17 protein-coding genes and 1 pseudogene are annotated in these 14,349 nt (G+C 66.8%); 8 read left to right on the plus strand and 10 right to left on the minus strand.

Features of this window, described 5'->3' with window-relative positions; all coding sequences use genetic code 11:
- A pseudogene (locus VGV37_RS02010) lies at positions 1-469 on the minus strand (hypothetical protein); the annotation flags it as partial.
- 208 nt (positions 470-677) lie between these two features.
- Here VGV37_RS02010 and VGV37_RS02015 point away from each other — a divergent pair.
- Together VGV37_RS02015 and VGV37_RS02020 are read left to right on the plus strand one after the other, a co-directional pair.
- Positions 678-845 (plus strand): hypothetical protein, encoded by a 168-nt coding sequence (locus VGV37_RS02015; RefSeq protein ID WP_326877934.1) that lies wholly within the window; start codon positions 678-680, stop codon positions 843-845.
- A gap of 30 nt (positions 846-875) precedes the next feature.
- The gene (locus VGV37_RS02020) at positions 876-1,148 is read left to right on the plus strand and encodes an FkbM family methyltransferase (protein ID WP_326877935.1); all 273 of its coding nucleotides are present in this window, start codon (positions 876-878) and stop codon (positions 1,146-1,148) included.
- Here VGV37_RS02020 and VGV37_RS02025 read toward each other — a convergent pair.
- From VGV37_RS02025 to VGV37_RS02065, 9 genes are read right to left on the minus strand one after another with little or no spacing between them, the layout of a single operon-like run.
- Positions 1,129-2,148 carry a ketoacyl-ACP synthase III gene (locus tag VGV37_RS02025; RefSeq protein ID WP_326877936.1) on the minus strand — a complete coding sequence of 340 codons (1,020 nt, stop codon included), beginning with the start codon at positions 2,146-2,148 and terminating at the stop codon, positions 1,129-1,131. The two genes, VGV37_RS02020 and VGV37_RS02025, sit on opposite strands and share 20 nt — an antisense overlap.
- A 19-nt stretch (positions 2,149-2,167) precedes the next feature.
- Positions 2,168-2,902 (minus strand): SDR family oxidoreductase, encoded by a 735-nt coding sequence (locus tag VGV37_RS02030; RefSeq protein WP_326877937.1) that lies wholly within the window; start codon positions 2,900-2,902, stop codon positions 2,168-2,170.
- Positions 2,899-4,101, minus strand: coding sequence for an AMP-binding protein (locus VGV37_RS02035; protein ID WP_326877938.1), 1,203 nt, complete (start codon positions 4,099-4,101; stop codon positions 2,899-2,901). Before VGV37_RS02035 ends, VGV37_RS02030 begins: the two co-directional genes overlap by 4 nt.
- A gap of 10 nt (positions 4,102-4,111) precedes the next feature.
- A complete protein-coding gene (locus tag VGV37_RS02040; protein WP_326877939.1) occupies positions 4,112-4,351 on the minus strand; it encodes a phosphopantetheine-binding protein in 240 nt (79 codons plus the stop codon).
- Positions 4,348-5,181 (minus strand): alpha/beta fold hydrolase, encoded by an 834-nt coding sequence (locus VGV37_RS02045; protein WP_326877940.1) that lies wholly within the window; start codon positions 5,179-5,181, stop codon positions 4,348-4,350. Before VGV37_RS02045 ends, VGV37_RS02040 begins: the two co-directional genes overlap by 4 nt.
- The gene (locus VGV37_RS02050) at positions 5,178-5,972 is read right to left on the minus strand and encodes an SDR family oxidoreductase (protein WP_326877941.1); all 795 of its coding nucleotides are present in this window, start codon (positions 5,970-5,972) and stop codon (positions 5,178-5,180) included. The genes VGV37_RS02045 and VGV37_RS02050 overlap by 4 nt, the downstream gene beginning before the upstream one ends.
- Positions 5,973-7,064, minus strand: a complete 1,092-nt coding sequence (locus tag VGV37_RS02055; RefSeq protein WP_326877942.1) for an aromatic ring-hydroxylating dioxygenase subunit alpha — start codon at positions 7,062-7,064, stop codon at positions 5,973-5,975.
- A 26-nt stretch (positions 7,065-7,090) separates the two neighbouring features.
- Positions 7,091-8,158 carry a ketoacyl-ACP synthase III gene (locus VGV37_RS02060; RefSeq protein ID WP_326877943.1) on the minus strand — a complete coding sequence of 356 codons (1,068 nt, stop codon included), beginning with the start codon at positions 8,156-8,158 and terminating at the stop codon, positions 7,091-7,093.
- 37 nt (positions 8,159-8,195) lie between these two features.
- Positions 8,196-8,765, minus strand: a complete 570-nt coding sequence (locus tag VGV37_RS02065; RefSeq protein ID WP_326877944.1) for a GNAT family protein — start codon at positions 8,763-8,765, stop codon at positions 8,196-8,198.
- 159 nt (positions 8,766-8,924) lie between these two features.
- Between VGV37_RS02065 and VGV37_RS02070 the strand changes: the two genes are divergently transcribed.
- The 6 genes from VGV37_RS02070 to VGV37_RS02095 all read left to right on the plus strand — a co-directional run.
- Positions 8,925-9,146, plus strand: a complete 222-nt coding sequence (locus VGV37_RS02070; protein WP_326877945.1) for an acyl carrier protein — start codon at positions 8,925-8,927, stop codon at positions 9,144-9,146.
- 40 nt (positions 9,147-9,186) lie between these two features.
- Entirely contained in the window at positions 9,187-10,764 is a 1,578-nt protein-coding gene (locus VGV37_RS02075; RefSeq protein WP_326877946.1) for an EAL domain-containing protein, read from the plus strand.
- A 25-nt stretch (positions 10,765-10,789) separates the two neighbouring features.
- A complete protein-coding gene (gene pseG, locus VGV37_RS02080) occupies positions 10,790-11,836 on the plus strand; it encodes a UDP-2,4-diacetamido-2,4,6-trideoxy-beta-L-altropyranose hydrolase (RefSeq protein WP_326877947.1) in 1,047 nt (348 codons plus the stop codon).
- A gap of 135 nt (positions 11,837-11,971) precedes the next feature.
- Positions 11,972-12,973, plus strand: a complete 1,002-nt coding sequence (gene pseI, locus VGV37_RS02085) for a pseudaminic acid synthase (protein WP_414637899.1) — start codon at positions 11,972-11,974, stop codon at positions 12,971-12,973.
- Positions 12,974-12,978: 5 nt separating this feature from the next.
- Positions 12,979-13,722 (plus strand): glycosyltransferase family protein, encoded by a 744-nt coding sequence (locus tag VGV37_RS02090; protein ID WP_326877949.1) that lies wholly within the window; start codon positions 12,979-12,981, stop codon positions 13,720-13,722.
- A 252-nt stretch (positions 13,723-13,974) separates the two neighbouring features.
- The coding region (locus VGV37_RS02095) for a flagellin (RefSeq protein WP_414637898.1) at positions 13,975-14,349 on the plus strand (375 nt) is incomplete at its 3' end.

The raw sequence follows: 14,349 nt of genomic DNA on the forward strand, positions 1-14,349 counted from the left end.
CCCAGGTCGAGCCTTCCTGCAGCTCGCCGTCGCTCAGGATCAGGTGGATCCGGCGATCTTCGCGCCGGATCAGATCGCCCTGGGCCATGCCGACGCCCAGCGCCATGCCGTGGCCGAGCGAGCCGGTCGAGGCGGTGATGCCCGGCAGCCCGCAGTCCGGATGGGCGCCCAACCGGCCCTCGGGTCGACAATAGAGCTCGAGATCGCGGGCTTTCAGGATGCCGAGATCTTCCAATAGGACATATTGGCTGAGGCAGCCATGGCCCTTGGACATGACGAACGTGTCGCGGAACATGCCGTCCGCCTCGCGCCGCATGACGCCGTGGTAGAGCGCATCGGTGATCTCCAGGCACGAGAAGGCCGGCGCGATATGGAGCGCGCTGACCCGCTGCGACATCTCCAGAATGCGCCGGCGATAACCCAGGCAGCGCCGGCGACTGGCGGCCCCGTCGAAGTGATTGTTTTTCATGGCGATTTCAGTCCGAAATAGGTCTGCCCCGGGCAATGTCGCCGGTCGAACGCGAGGTCCAATCTGGCATCAAATCGTTGAAGAAAGGTGCGCAATCCGTGCTCAACTTCCAGGCAGGGTAACGTGGATCGCCTCGCCGCGTGCGCTGAAACAGACCGGAGCCCATCCAGGTGTTCACCCTGATCGAGCTCGATCGCGTTTTGCGTCGGTGACCGAATGCTATGGCAACATCACCCTGCAGCCCTACGCCGCGAGCGACCGGCAGCAGACCGTGCCACTGCATCTTTCCAGCGCTGATCTGGCCGCCACCTCCAGTTCGCTCGGTCGCGTTACTGATCGCAGCATCGATATCGACTGCGTAACACTCGATGACTGATGCGTCCAGAACGAGGTCACGCCAAACTTCTTGAAGATCGATGCCGAGGGGCATGACGTCGCGGTCGTCCGCGGCGCATCGGCCCTGATAGCGCGCTGCCGCCCGACGATCCTCATGGGAGCTTCGGGAACCGCGGTTGAACGGCAATTGTTCGACGAGCTGTCGCCGCACTATCGCATTCTCAGGATCGCGGCCATCGATGATCCATTCTGGTGCCGCGACTATCTCGATGCCATGCCGTTCTATCGGCAGCAGGGCGAGGGCGATGCGGTGAACATCGGGTTCATTCCCTTGCCGTGCTGACGTCGCCCCGAACCACCTCGCACACTCCCGGCGCCGGGGTCTCCCACCAGGCGCTGGCCCACGACCAGCCGACACCGAAGCCGCTCAGCAGCAGTTGCTTCGACCCCGCGGCGTCCGCCAGGCAATCGCACAGTGCCAGCGGGATCGACGCCGAGCTGGTGTTGCCATAGTCCTTGACCGCCACCACCAGCTGTTCCGGCGTGGCGCCGATCTTCTGGCCCAGCACCTTCAGCATCATGGCGTTGGCCTGGTGCAGCACGACATGGTCGACGTCCGTCATCGCCTTGCCGGCCTCGGCCATCACGCGCTGGATCGACGGGCGGACCTGCTTCAGCGAGAAGGCCATGACCTGGGTCCCGTCCATGAACAGGCGCGGCGCCCCCGGCTCGACCGTGCCCCCGGCGTGGCAGGTGAGGTACGGCGCGCCCGAGCCGTCGGTGCCGAGGTCGAAGGCAATCTTGGCCCCGTCGGTTCCCGCCTCGAGCGCGGTTGCCGTCACCGCGTCGCCGAACAGCGGGGCCAGTGAGCGGTCGTCGGCGCCGATCAGGCGCGAGGTGATGTCGCCGGTCACCAGCAGCGCGCGCCGGGCGGCCCCCGCCGCCAGCAGCGCCGCCACGACCGATAGGCCATAGACGAAGCCCGAGCAGCCGAGCGACAGGTCGAAGGCCGCCGCATGAGGGCCGAGCCCGAGCGATCGCTGCAGGACGCAAGCCGTCGCCGGCATCGGATAGTCCGGCGTCTGGGTCACGACGACGATCAGGTCGATCGTCTCAGCCGGCCAATCCAGGCGATCGAGCAGGCGCCGCGCCGCCGCCGTGCCCAGCTCGCCCACCGTCTCGGTCGTGGCGACCGGCCGCGTCTCGATGCCGGTCGCGGCGATGATCTTGGCAATGGTTTCCGCACCGAACCGCTCTGCGAGGGCGGCGTTCGATTGCTGGAGCGCGGGCAGGGCCGAGACCAGGCCGGCGAGGCGCGGGGCGGGCAGGCTGAAGGTGGTCATGCCTTGGGGACCTCCCGCGTCAGCTCGTGAGGCCGCCGTCGACCACGATGGTCTGGCCGGTGACGAAACGCGCTTCCTCCGACAGCAGGAAGCGGATGACCGGCACCACGTCGCCCAATTCGCACAGCCGATGCATCGGCGTGCGGCGCACGATCTGGTCCAGCTGCCCGGTGCCCAGCGTACCCGAGAGTTTCGTTTCCATATAGCCGGGCGCCACACTATTGACCGTGATGCCGCGGCGGCCGACCTCGCGCGCGACGGCCCGGGTGAACCCGTCCAGCCCCGCCTTGGAGGCGGCATAGGCCGACAGGCCGGTATAGCCGCGCAAGCCGGTGATCGAGCTGATGTTGACGATGCGGCCCGGCCCCGGACGGCGCAGCATCTGGCGCAGGACCGCGCGGGCGAGGCAGATGGCGCCGGTCAGATTGACCTGCAGCACCCGCTCGATCTCGACGACCGGCAAGGTCGACAGGATGCCCTCGACCGCGGTGCCGGCGTTGTTGACCAGGCCCCACAGTGGCACACCCGGAAAGGCGCCGATCGCGTCGGTGACGAAGCGCTCCATATCCTCGGGCTTGCCGACGTCGGCCTGGAGCCAGGCGAAACGATCGGCGTGCTCGCCCGCTTCCAGGGCGGCCAGCTCGTCGGAACGGGATTGGCTGCAGGCGGCGACCCGGTGGCCGGCCGCCAGCAGGTCCGTGACCAGCGCCAGGCCCAGGCCGCGACTGGCGCCGCTGACGATGATCAGGCTCATGGCATCCTCAGCTTCTTGCCGGTCTGCCCGGTCGGCAAGGCGGTCCGATAGCGGATCATCGCCGGCCGTGCCGCCCGTGGCAATCGCTCCAGATGAGCTTTGACCAGCGGCGCACAGGCAGCCTCGCTCTCCGCATCGCGCAACACCAGGTCTGCCACCAGAATGCTGCCGGTGATCGGGCTGGGACGGACGCCGACCAGCGCATCGCGCACGAAGGGCAGTTGCAGCAGGTGCGCCTCGACCTCCTCGGGCCAGATCTTCACGCCGCCGATATTGACCATGTCATCGTGGCGGCCGCGGAACAGCACGCGATCGCCGGCCACCGTCACGCGGTCGCCGGTGTCGAAGTACGCTTCGTCGCCCCGGGCCACGCCCAGCGTGCCATGGTCCGTCACGGTCAGCCGGAGGTTCCCGGGTGCCGCGTGGAGCCAGGCGGCCGGAAAGCCGGCGCGATCGTCGGCGACCGAGAATACCGTGCCCAGTTCCGTCGTCGCATAGAGATGGCGCAGCCGGGCGGTCGGGAATTTGGCGCGTAGCGCGTCGAGCAGCCCCTGATCGGCCGCTTCGCCGCCCAAGGTCACCGTTGTCAGCGACAGATCCGTGTCGCCAAGCGCCATCAGGAAGGCGCGCCAGAAGGTCGGCGTGCCGCTGATGTGGGTGACCGCGTGCCGGACTGCCAAGCCTGCCAGATCGCCGATGGTCGGTGCCGTGGCCGCGATCAGGTGATGACCGCCGATCGCCGCCGACAGCATGACCTGCAGCCCGGCGAAGCTGCCGGCGCCATAGCTCAGCAGCCAGCGGGCACCAGGCTGTCCGGCGGCGATACGGGCGCGCAGGGTTTCGGGCTGATGGGCGACCCATTTCGGCCGGCCGGTCGAGCCGGAGGTCTGCAGCCAGACCAGTCCGGCGCCGGGCGGCACGTCGTCGGCGACCTCGAAGACCCGGTCGCCCTCGATTCGATGATCGATCCGGGCGCCTGTCGTAGCATCGCGGATCAGGAACAGATCGGCCTGGCGGGCTTCGGTGGCCAGCAGGGCCTGCAGGATCGCCCGTGCGTCGGTCGCGGGCAGGCCGGCACGGCACCACAACGGCACCTCGTCGGCGAGGCGCGTCGCGGCATCGATCAACTCGGCAGCCGTCGCCGTGCCGGCCGGGTCGGTCAGCGTGAAACCCGGATGCAGCCAGGCCGGCAGGCTCATGGAGTGGCCATCACGATGCCGCGGCCTCGAACAGCGCGGCCAACTCGCCCACGGTTTTGAACATGCGGAAGCCGGCCTTGAACGGCTCGCGGCCGGTTTCTTCTTCGAGCGCCACCACCAGGGTCGCCAGGTCCAGGCTGTCGATCGGCAGGTCGCCGTCGAGCAGGACCGTGTCCGCGCCGATCGCGGCGGGGGCGGCATCCTTGGCGGCCAGGACGCGCTGCAACTCGGCGATGACGAGGTCGATCATGGAAGGAACCTGCGGAGAAGCGAGACGATGACGCCGGGGCATTCGATCTGCGGCAGATGGCCGACACCGGGCAGGGGCGTGAACGGCGCGCCGGGCGGCAGGCGATGGCGCTCTGGCAGGGGCAGGATCGTATCGGCTTCGCCCCAGGCGATCTGGATCGGGCAGGCGATTTGCGCCCACGGCACGCCCGTATCCGAAATCGCCTCGCCGATCGCGGCCACTTCGCCCAGCAGGGTTTCGAACGCTCGTCGCTGTGCCGGCCCATTGCTACTGACCAGGGATTTCGCCAGCGAGCCGATCAGCGCGGGGGAGTCGGATCCGACCAGCCGGGCCGACAGATCGAGCGCGGTGTCCTGATCGGTGCAATCGAGGAACCGGTGCAGCAGGGCCAGGTCGAATGGGCCGCCCAGCCCGGCGGGCGAGATCAGCGACAGGCTGCGGACCCGCGACGGGTGGGCAAGGGCGAGGGCGATCGCGATCTTGCCGCCCATGGAATGGCCGACGAAATCAGCGGTCTCGATGCCGAGCGCCGCCAGCGCCTGGTCGATCCAGGCCACCATCTCGGCGAGTGTCCCGCGACCGACATCCATGGTCGAACGGCCATGGCCGGGCAGGTCGAGGGCGATGACCCGGAAACGGCTCGAGAACGCGACGAGGCAGAAATGCCAGGTCAGCAGGTCGCCGCCGAAGCCATGCAGGAACACCAGCGCCGGGGCGTCCGGCGGCCCAATTTCGAGGTAACAGGCCGGCGACCGGGTCGGCAGGTCCAGGTACCGGAAGTCGATCTTGCGGGTGGCGGGGCGGGCCCGCTCGGCAACCGCGCCGCTCATGCGAGGAAGCCGCCGTCGACCGTCATGATCGAACCGGTGATCCAGCGCGCCGTGTCGGCCAGCAGGAAGGCGATGGCGCCGGCGACATCGTCGGGACGTCCGAGGCCAAGCGGATGCAGGTCGATCACGCGCTGGAAATTCTCGTCGGACAGCACCTTGCGGAACTGGTCCGACATCGGCGTGTCGACCATCGCCGGCGCGACGCAATTGACCCGCACGCCGTCGCGCACCAGCTCGACGCCCAGCCCGCGAGTCGCCGAAATGATGCCGCCCTTGCTGGCGGCATAGACGGTGTTGCCGGGCGCGGTCTTGAGCGCCGCCGACGACGAGACGAACACCAAGGATGCCGGCGTGCCGTGGCACGGCCTCAACCGGAACGCCTGGGCCAGCATCAGGGCGGATGCCAGGTTGGTCATCAGCGCCTCCTGGATGAAGGCCGCGTCGGCCAGCCGAATCGGCTTCGTTGCCTGGACGCCGGCGCAATGGGCGATGCCGTTCAGCGCGCCATGGGCGGCACAGAGTTCCTTCAGCCAGGGCGTGATGCCGGCGATGTCACTCATATCGAAGCAGGTACCGAGATGGCCGTCGCCTTCGAGCGCGTCGAGCGTGTCCTGCAGCCGCTCGGGATTGCGCCCGCTCGCGATGACGATCGCCCCCAGGCGGGCCAGATAGACCGCGGTCGCGCGGCCGATGCCGCTGGTCGCCCCGGTCACCAGGATGCGGCGCCCGTCGAGCGACAGCGGGTTGAATGGGGTTAGCGCCTTCGGGGCGGCCGGGCGCAGCACGTCCATCTAGGTCAGCCCCATGCGGCGGGCATAGGCCTGCTGGAAATGCGCGATGCGTTCCTCGATGCCGCCCAGCATGCTGGGCCGGGTCGTGCCGCAATCACGCACGCCTTGCTGGGCCTTGGCGCAGATGGTCCGGTCTTCCTCACGCACCTGGTGGCTGAACGCTTTCAGCGAATCGACCACCATGCCGCGTGCCCCGCCGCCGCGGTTCTGGGCCAACCAGGCGGTCGAATTGATCCGCATCCGCCCGGCGCCGATCGGCTCCATGGTCTGGAACGTCATGAACGCACCGTAGCTGAGCGTGATGACGATGTTCGGGAAGATCAGGAAATTGGCATATTCCGGATAGAGCGGCGTCGGCCTCAGGTCGATGCTCTTCGCTACTGTCCCCCACCATTTCAGCGACCGCTCGGTCAGGTGGCCGCGGTAGATGCTGTGCTCGGCATCGGTCGAGACGACGAGGTCCGGCTGCAGGATTAGGGCGAAGCTTTCGGCATGGACGAGGGGCACGTGATAGCCCTCGGCGGCATTGTCCATGCCCAGCTTCCAGTTATTGTCCCATTCGAGCGACACTGCCTCGAACTTGTCGGTGCAGACCTCGGTCAGATGGGCGAGCGCGTCGTAGCAGCCGCCGAGGAATTCCCTGAGGCCGGGACCGTCCTTGGCCATGCGCACGAACACGAAGCGGCCGCAGGCCTCCAGCTCGTAATGGTCGAGCGCCAGCCGCTGCCGGTCGGCCTCGTCGAACCCGAAATGCTGCTTGTTGAACGGGATGCCGATCGGCTTGCCGTCGGCATCGTAGGACCAGCCGTGATAGGGGCATTGCAGCGGCCGGTTGCCGTGACGCTCGCATTGGATCCGCGAGAAGCGGTGGGAACAGACGTTGCGGAACGCGCGCAGCTGGCCGCGGAAATTCTGCACCAGGATGCCGTGGTGGCCGATCTGGGCCGTGACGAAATCATTGTGGTTGGCCAGGTCTTCGGTGAAGCCGACGCACAGCCAGCTGGCCCGGAAGACCTTCTCCAGCTCGACCGCCAGGATGTCTTCGCGGAAATTATAGTCGGAAGGAATGAAGCCCAGCCGGTCTTCATACATCGCGGGCTCCTTTCCTGGCCGAGGGTTCAGACATACTCGACGATGGCGGGCGGCGGGATCGGGCCGACGTCGATCTTGACCGCGCCCCACGACCAGCCGACGCCAAATCCCATCAGGATCAATCGCTTGGGCGTTTGTAGCGCGTTGGCGAGACGCGATGCAATGGTCAGCGGGATCGACGCCGAACTGGTGTTGCCATAGGTTTCGAGCGCCAGCGGCACCTTGTCCTCGGGCAGGCGGGCCTTCTTGCGCAGGTGGGTCAGCATGAAGGCGTTGGCTTGGTGGAACAGGAAATAATCGACGTCGTCCGCCGTGATGCCGGCCTCGGCGAGGATGCCCTCGATCAGGGCCGGCACCTGGCGCAGCGTGAAATTGAACACTTCCGTGCCGTTCAGGTGCAGGCGGGCATCCTTGAACAGTTGCTCCTGCACCTCTGGCGGATGGGGCACGACCGGCGGTACCAGGGGTTGGCGCACGCCGCCGGCGCGGATGATCAGGTGTTCGGCGCCGGTGCCGTCGGTGCCGAACAGGCCATGGATGGCACCGGCATCCCTGTCGACCTCGAGGGCCGTGGCCGAACCGGCATCGCCGAACAGCGGGATCGTGCCGCGATCGCCGGGCATCAGCTTGCTGGTGCTGATGTCGCCGGCGAGCACGAGCGCGCGGGCGGGCCGGCCTCTGATCTGCAATGTCTTCAGCAGCGAGGCGGCGGTCCAGAGCCCATAGGCATAGCCCGAGCAGCCGAGGTTGATGTCGAACGCCATGCAGCTGCCGAGCCCGAGCCGCGCCTGGAGCGCGCAGGCGGTGGCGGGGATGACGTAGTCGGCGCTCTGGGAGACGAACAGCAGTACGTCGATGCCGTCTCTGGCCCAGCCCAGTTGGTCGAGCAACCCTTCGGCAGCCAGTTGGCAGAGATCGGAGGTGCAGAGCCCCGGCCGCGCCACATGGCGGCTGTTGATGCCGATCGATTTCGCCAGCCGAGCCCGATCGGCCTCGCTGTCGATGAGCCCTTCGTCCTCGAGGCTGCGGATCGTCGCCGGCACGGCGACGCGAAGCCCCCGCAGTGCCACGCCGTCAAGTCTTGTGCCGATCATGTGCCTGATCCGAATTGTTGGCGGTACCGTGCCGGAGTCATTCCGGTGGCCACAAGGCGCCATCGAGATCGCGCCAATCCTCAAATTTGCATCTGAACGCCATCCAGTCCCGTTCAGTCTGCTCGAAAATATGCATGTCGAGCCACTGCCCGTGTTTCAACACATGTTCGCGCAAAGTGCCGACATGGCGGTAGCCGTTGAATTTCTGGGCCGGCAGCAGGCGATCGTTGGTCGCCAGGATATGGTTGACGATCTTGTGCAGGCCCATCGGATGGAATGCGTGGTTCAGGATGTGGATGAAATTGAACGCGCTCAGGCTCGTCGGCGTCCCGGGTTCCCCGATATAGATGCCCACGGTGCCGATCCGCGCGGTCGCGTCGGTAATCTTGACGGAGCAATATCCCACGTCCTCGCCCTTGACCCGGATGATCCGGTGAACCAGATCGGTGCGCGCATTCGTTCCCGCGATCCAACTCCTCTGCCGGTCGGTATCCTGGTCCACCTCCGTCAGCATGTACTGGCCTATGGTGGGCGAGGTACGCCACCGCAGCAGCATCTCGGCATCGTCGATCGCCACCGGCCGGTAGGTTAGAAAGGCGTTTTTCATCTGTCCGACACTGCGCTCGCGGTGATTAAGCTGTCGTTAACCGTTCGGTTCCGCACCTGCGACCCGGCTTCAATCGTCCCTTAACGCTTGATCGTCCATATTAGAAACTGGCCGTAACGCCTCTAAAAGAGTGTCGGTTCGAGCTGATCGGAGAATACCGTGAACAAAGAGCAGTTTTTCGTGTTGGTCGCCGAGGTTCTGGAAATCGAACCCGAAGGCCTGGCCGGCAGCGACGTTCTCGCCGATATCGGCAATTGGGACAGCCTGGCGGTGATTTCCTTCGTCGCCATGGTCGACCGCGAATTCGACATCATCATTGAGGGCGAGCGGCTGCACGGCGCCAAAACGCTGGACGATCTCGCGGCACTGGTCGGCCTCTGAGATCACCGCGCCAGGTATCCGGGTGTCGAAGCCAGGTTTGATGCGGTCGCCCGAGGGCTGTTTCGTCCTGTTGGCGGCCTTGCTCCCGATCCTGCTGCTGTCCGCATTGTGCTGGCGGACCGCGGATGCGGATCTGCAGCGCCGGTTGGACAGCGCCGCCGATACAGCGATTTCCGATGCGGACCGGTTCCTGGGGCGGATCGCCGCGGGCCTGCAGGACGGCGCGGCCTCGATCGGTGCGACCTGCGGCAGCGAGACCGTCCAGAAGCTCGAGCGCATGTCCTACGATTCGCCACTGGTCCGGACGGTCGGCCTCTACGACGCTGCCGGGCGGCTCTATTGCACCAGCCGCGGCGCCACCAGCATCGACATCAGCGACATGATCGGCGCCTCGCGGAGCGGCGGCCTGGTGGTCCGGGCGGGGCGCTCGGTCATCATGGACATGCCTTCGGTGATCGTGGATTTCCGGCGCGATGACGGTGCCGGGATCGATGCGCTGGCCGACCTTGCGCTGTTCAACGAGTTGGCGACGCCGCTTGCCTTCGAAGACGATGGCGCACTCACGGTCCTGCTGGGCAAGGCCACGGTGCTGCGGACGGCGGGACAGTCCACCGCGACGCTCGACGCGCCCGTGCGCTCGGTCACCCGGCGATCTCGCAAATTCGACATCACGGCGACGGTCTCGGTCCCGAACGCGATGGTCTGGGGCCTGTTCCGCAGCGATCTCGCCTTGTTCGGCACGGCCGGCGTGATGCTGTCGGCGCTGCTCGCCTGGCTGACCCTGCGCAGCACGTCGAACCGGCAGTCCCTGACGCGCAGCCTGCGGACCGCCCTGCGTCGGAGGGAGTTCGAGGTCCACTACCATCCGCTCATCGACATTCAGAACGACCGCTGCGTCGGCGCCGAGGCGCTGATCCGCTGGCGCCATCCCGACCGCGGCCTGATCCGCCCGGACCTGTTCATCCCGGTGGCGGAGGAGACCGGCCTCATCATCCCGATCACCCGCTGGCTGATGAACCGGGTGCGCGACGATTTCGAGTCGCTCGACCTGCCGCGCGACTTCCATCTGGCGATCAATCTGGCGCCCATCCAGTTCCGGGACAACGCGATCGTCGACGACATCAGGGCAATCTTCAGCGGTCGCAATCTGTCGCCGGCGATGCTCGTGCTCGAGGCGACGGAACGCTTGCCGATCGACGATGCCGGCCGGAAGGTGATCGACGCGCTGCGGACGATGGGGCCAGGTATCGCGCTCGACGATTTCGGCACGGGTCATAGCGGGCTCGCCTACCTGCAGAAATTCCACGGGGATTTCCTGAAGATCGACAAGTCGTTCGTTCAGGCGATCGGCACGGATTCGGTGACGCGCACCGTGGTCGATTCGATCATCAATCTCGCCCGCGACCTCGATATGGAGATCGTCGCGGAAGGGGTCGAGACGGTAGCCCAACTGGAATATCTGCGGGCCCGCGGGGTGCCTTACGCCCAGGGGTTCCTGTTCGCGAAGCCGCTGCCCATCGTCGAATTCGAAATCTATCGCCGGACGCATCGGACCCCGTGTGCGTATCATCTGCCGTCGAACACTCCCGTGCGGCGTCCGGCGGCCTTGCCGGCCTGACGATCGATTGGAGGAGGTGCCGGTCTTGACGCCGCTGATCCTGTTCCGCGCCGATGCGGATCCGACCATGGGAACCGGGCATGTGATGCGCTGCCTGGCCCTGGCCGAGGCCCTGCGCGATCGGGATGTCGCCGTCGCGTTCGCCTGCGCCCTCATCACCCCGTCGATCGCGCGCCGCTTGGCCGCCCAGCGTATCGATGTCCATGCGGTCGATCCGGCGGCGGACGACCAGGCCGCGGCGACGATCGCCATTGCCCATTCGCTGGGTGCCAATGCGGCCGTGGTCGACGGGTATCACCTGGGGACCGGCTGGCGCCTGGCACTCCGCTCGCTGGGCATCCCCATCCTGGCGTTCCAGGACATGGATGACGGTATGGCGCTCCATGCCGACCTGGTACTGAACGCCGCGGCCGCGGCCGATGACCCGCGCTGGCGTCGGGCCAGTCCAAACGCGACGTTCCTGTTCGGCCCGCGCCATGTGTTGTTGCGCGGCGAATTGCGTCGGGCGATGGCGGCGCTGCCGACGCCGATGGCCGATCGCTCGTCGATTCTTGTCACGTTCGGCGGCGCCGATCCCGCCGGCTTGACCCTGCCGGTAACGACGGCGTTGAGTGGCGTCCTGGGGCCGAAAGTGCCGCTAGACGTGGTGATCGGCGGCAGCGTACCGGACGGTGCGGGCCTGGCGGAACGCGTCGCCGCCTTGGGCGAACAGGTCGCCGTGCATCTCGATCCGATGGCGATGGCCCCCTTGATGAGCCGCGCCGGCCTGGCCGTTTCGGCCGCCGGCGGGACGGTGGGCGAACTCGCGGCCTTGGGCGTGCCGGCGCTGATCGCGATCGTTGCCGAAAACCAGGTGGCGGGCGCCGCCACGTCGGTCGCCCATGGATGGTGCGAGGCGTTCGATGCCCGCGAACCGGGCGCGGTCGAGGCGCTCGCCCTCCGTGCGGGAATGCTGTGGGCCGATGTCGGGCGGCGACAGGCCATGGCGCGACGTACCACCGGCCTCATCGATGCGGAGGGGGCGGATCGCGTGGTCGATACCCTGGTCGGGGCCATGCAAACACTCTGGTAACCACGTCGTCGCTAAGGTCCAGGAGGCGAAACCGCCATGCCGCCCGTTGATTGGAGTCGAATGCCCGTGCGTGACGACCTCGCCATCGATGGCCGCAAGATCGGCCAGGCTCATCCGCCCTATGTCATCGCCGAGATGTCGGGCAACCATAATGGCGAGATCGGGCGCGCCTTGCGTCTGATCGATGCCGCCGCCGAGGCCGGCGCCGACGCGGTCAAGCTGCAGACCTACACGGCTGACACGATCACCATCGATCATGACGGCCCGGGGTTTCGTCTGGAGGGCGGCCTGTGGGACGGGCGTACGCTGCACGACCTCTATCGCGAGGCGCATACGCCGTGGGATTGGCATGCCCGCCTGTTCGAGCATGCCCGCAACCGCGGCATCACGATCTTTTCCTCGCCGTTCGATGCGACGGCGATCGACCTGCTCGAAAGTCTGGGAGCGCCCGCCTACAAGATCGCCTCGTTCGAGCTGATCGACCTGCCCCTGATCCAGCGCGCGGCGCGGACCGGCAAGCCCCTGGTCATCTCGACCGGCCTCGCGACCCTGGGCGAAATCGAGGAGGGCGTCGCTGCCGCGCGGGGGGCGGGGGCCACGGAGATCCTGCTGCTGCATTGCACGAGCGCCTATCCGACGCCGCCGGAAGAGGCGAACCTGCGGACGATGGCGCATATGGCGCAGGGCTTCGACGTGCCGGTCGGCCTCTCCGATCATACGATGGGATTGGCCGTGCCGGTCGCCGCCGTAGCGCTCGGCGCCGTCGCCATCGAAAAGCATTTCACGCTGGCCCGTGCCGACGGCGGGCCCGATGCGGCATTTTCCCTGGAAGCCCCGGAGTTGAAGGAGATGGTCGCGGCCTGCCGCGCCGCGTGGGCGGCGCTGGGGCGGGTCGATTATGGCGTCAGTCCTGGCGAGGGCGATGGCCGCCAGGTGCGGCGCTCGCTCTATGTGGTCGCGGACGTCGACGCCGGCGCGCCCCTGACCGAGACCAACGTGCGCTCGATCCGGCCCGGTTTCGGGCTGCTGCCCAAATACCTGCCGGAAGTGCTGGGCCGGTGCGCCGCGCGCGCCCTGAAGCGCGGCGAGCCGCTCGACTGGTCGATGATCGGTCCCGGCAAGCCGGCCGGACGGTGAGCGGAATGCCGGCCGGTCGCCCGGTCGTCTGCATCACCCAGGCTCGGATCAATTCTACCCGCCTGCCGGCGAAGGTGTTGCTGCCGATCGCCGGCAAGCCGCTGCTCTGGTGGCATCTCGACCGGCTGAAGCGCGCGTGCCGGGTCGATCGCATCGTCGTGGCCACCACCGGAGAGTCGGCAGCCGACGCGATCGCAGCAATCGCGGAGCAGGCCGGCGTTCTGGTGTTTCGCGGGTCGGAGGACGACGTGCTCGACCGCTTCGCCGGGGCAGCGGCACTGGCCGGGGCGGCGACGGTCGTCCGTGTGACCTCGGACTGCCCGGTGATCGATCCGGCGCTGATCGACCGGACCATCGCTCTCTTCGAGGATGCCGGCCCGGATTGTCACTATGCCAGTCTGGACGTCGGCACCTTTCCGCGGGGCCTCGATTGTGAAGTGTTCAGCCGCCGGGCGCTCGACCAGGCCCGGCACGAGGCGACCGCGCCAGACGATCGGGAGCACGTGACGCCATTCATCCGCCGCGACGTCGCCCGTTACGGCGCGCGCTTTCTGTCGACGGGGCCAGGCGGGCCGGTCTACCGCTGGTGTGTCGACACCCAGGCGGACTTCGATCTGGTGAGCCGGATCATCGGACATTTTTCGACGGCGGGTGTCGATTTTTCCTGGACCGATATCGCAAATTTAATGCGCGCCCATCCGGAATGGGCGGCAATCAACGCCCACGTGATGCAGAAGCCTTCGGCCTGAACTTATTGAATCGGCGACGCGAAATCGCTGTTTTTGAATGGGCGGGATGCGAACAGCGGCAGAAAACCTCGATCTAAATAATTTTAGGAAAATGTCCGCTCGTTAACTTCTTCGTCAATCTTTTCCGGCATAACTGCTTTCAGACGGGCCACGGATCGGAAAAAATTTCCTACCCGCCGTCTGTATCGCTCCTCCCCAAATGGGGAAACCGTTGGGCTAAGCCCTCGGCATAGATCCTTAAAGGATTGAACCATGTCCGCTATCACTCTGACTTCTACCCAAACCGCGACCCTGCAGTCCCTGTCCAGCGCTTCGGCCCTGTTCACCACGACGCAGAACGAGCTGAACACCGGCAAGAAGGTGAATTCGGCATCGGACGACGCGGTCGCTTTCTTCCGGTCCAAGTCGCTCTACGACCGGTCCAGCCAGCTCCTCACCCGCAAGGCCAACGTCGATCAGTCGATCCAGTCGGTTCAGTCCGCGCTCGACGCGACCTCGGCCGTCGATGGCCTGCTGAAGCAGCTCAAGGGTGTGCTCGAAGGTGCTCGCGGCGCCACCGTTTCGTCGCGTGTGTCGGCGACCGTTCAGTTCAAGAACATCGCCAAGCAGTTGGCCCAGCTGGTCAAG

Source organism: Aliidongia sp., from assembly GCF_035943795.1.
Taxonomy (GTDB): domain Bacteria; phylum Pseudomonadota; class Alphaproteobacteria; order ATCC43930; family CGMCC-115725; genus Aliidongia.

Coding starts and splice junctions, on each gene's coding strand:
- VGV37_RS02075 (WP_326877946.1), top strand. CDS start 9,187: ATGCGGTCGCCCGAGGGCTGTTTCGTCCTGTTGGCGGCCTTGCTCCCG.
- VGV37_RS02035 (WP_326877938.1), bottom strand. CDS start 4,101: ATGAGCCTGCCGGCCTGGCTGCATCCGGGTTTCACGCTGACCGACCCG.
- VGV37_RS02025 (WP_326877936.1), bottom strand. CDS start 2,148: ATGACCACCTTCAGCCTGCCCGCCCCGCGCCTCGCCGGCCTGGTCTCG.
- VGV37_RS02050 (WP_326877941.1), bottom strand. CDS start 5,972: ATGGACGTGCTGCGCCCGGCCGCCCCGAAGGCGCTAACCCCATTCAAC.
- VGV37_RS02045 (WP_326877940.1), bottom strand. CDS start 5,181: ATGAGCGGCGCGGTTGCCGAGCGGGCCCGCCCCGCCACCCGCAAGATC.
- VGV37_RS02040 (WP_326877939.1), bottom strand. CDS start 4,351: ATGATCGACCTCGTCATCGCCGAGTTGCAGCGCGTCCTGGCCGCCAAG.
- pseI (WP_414637899.1), top strand. CDS start 11,972: ATGTCGGGCAACCATAATGGCGAGATCGGGCGCGCCTTGCGTCTGATC.
- VGV37_RS02090 (WP_326877949.1), top strand. CDS start 12,979: ATGCCGGCCGGTCGCCCGGTCGTCTGCATCACCCAGGCTCGGATCAAT.
- VGV37_RS02055 (WP_326877942.1), bottom strand. CDS start 7,064: ATGTATGAAGACCGGCTGGGCTTCATTCCTTCCGACTATAATTTCCGC.
- VGV37_RS02065 (WP_326877944.1), bottom strand. CDS start 8,765: ATGAAAAACGCCTTTCTAACCTACCGGCCGGTGGCGATCGACGATGCC.
- VGV37_RS02030 (WP_326877937.1), bottom strand. CDS start 2,902: ATGAGCCTGATCATCGTCAGCGGCGCCAGTCGCGGCCTGGGCCTGGCG.
- VGV37_RS02060 (WP_326877943.1), bottom strand. CDS start 8,158: ATGATCGGCACAAGACTTGACGGCGTGGCACTGCGGGGGCTTCGCGTC.